Here is a 688-nt window from a genome sequence, read left to right on the forward strand (position 1 = left end):
AGAACCGATTTCATTCCGTGCGCAACAGTTGGATCAATCAATAGATAGTTGTTCCGAACATAGCTGTCTTGCCAACTAGTGGGGTAATTGTTCAACAGGACTACTTTGGGTGATGAGACAGGTAAGGGGGCGCGTAATCCATATGCGCAGTTCTCGAAGCCCAATTGGGCGACGCAGTTAGAGAGTGCGTCGAAGAGCGCGCCTTCTGATTTGGCGTTTAGCAATGACTGCAACTGTTCTTCTTGCCACGAGTCCATGGTATGCCTGTCAATAGATCCAGATTGCGCCGGAAGACTACCTGATAATTCTCCCAATATCGAAACATGGACAGAATGAGTAACATGATCCAGTCGAATAATACCACTATCAAATGCGTGACAATTTACACACTGCTCGGTCGGATGCGTCACTTCAGGAAATACCTGCAGGCATGCTGAAGGTATCTGCGGATGGTTATATCCGTCTTACCTATGCCGAGTTGCAAATGATCAGGCTAAAGCACCTGATGTCCGGGCTAGACGATAACGATGTGGCGGGCAAGATCGCCAACGCAACTAGAGCGTCTATCACTGGGTATACGGAATGGCTGAGTTCAGGCACGCCGCAGATAAGCCTTGGCTGGGATTGGGAGATGGAATTCTCCCAAGGAGCCGTGCGCTTGCGCAGGCAAGGTTCGCCGCGCAGCAAT

Annotated in this window: 2 protein-coding genes; one reads left to right on the forward strand and one right to left on the reverse strand. The window is 50.1% G+C overall.

Annotated features, from left to right (window positions below; translation table 11 throughout):
* Positions 1-257, reverse strand: a 257-nt coding sequence (locus ACYPYQ_RS13565) for an autoinducer binding domain-containing protein (protein WP_459724448.1), incomplete at its 3' end; no start/stop codon positions are given.
* A 173-nt stretch (positions 258-430) separates the two neighbouring features.
* Between ACYPYQ_RS13565 and ACYPYQ_RS13570 the strand changes: the two genes are divergently transcribed.
* Positions 431-688: DUF4902 domain-containing protein (locus tag ACYPYQ_RS13570; protein WP_459724449.1), on the forward strand; the 258-nt coding region annotated here is incomplete at its 3' end.

Source organism: Sideroxyarcus sp. TK5 (assembly GCF_054601595.1).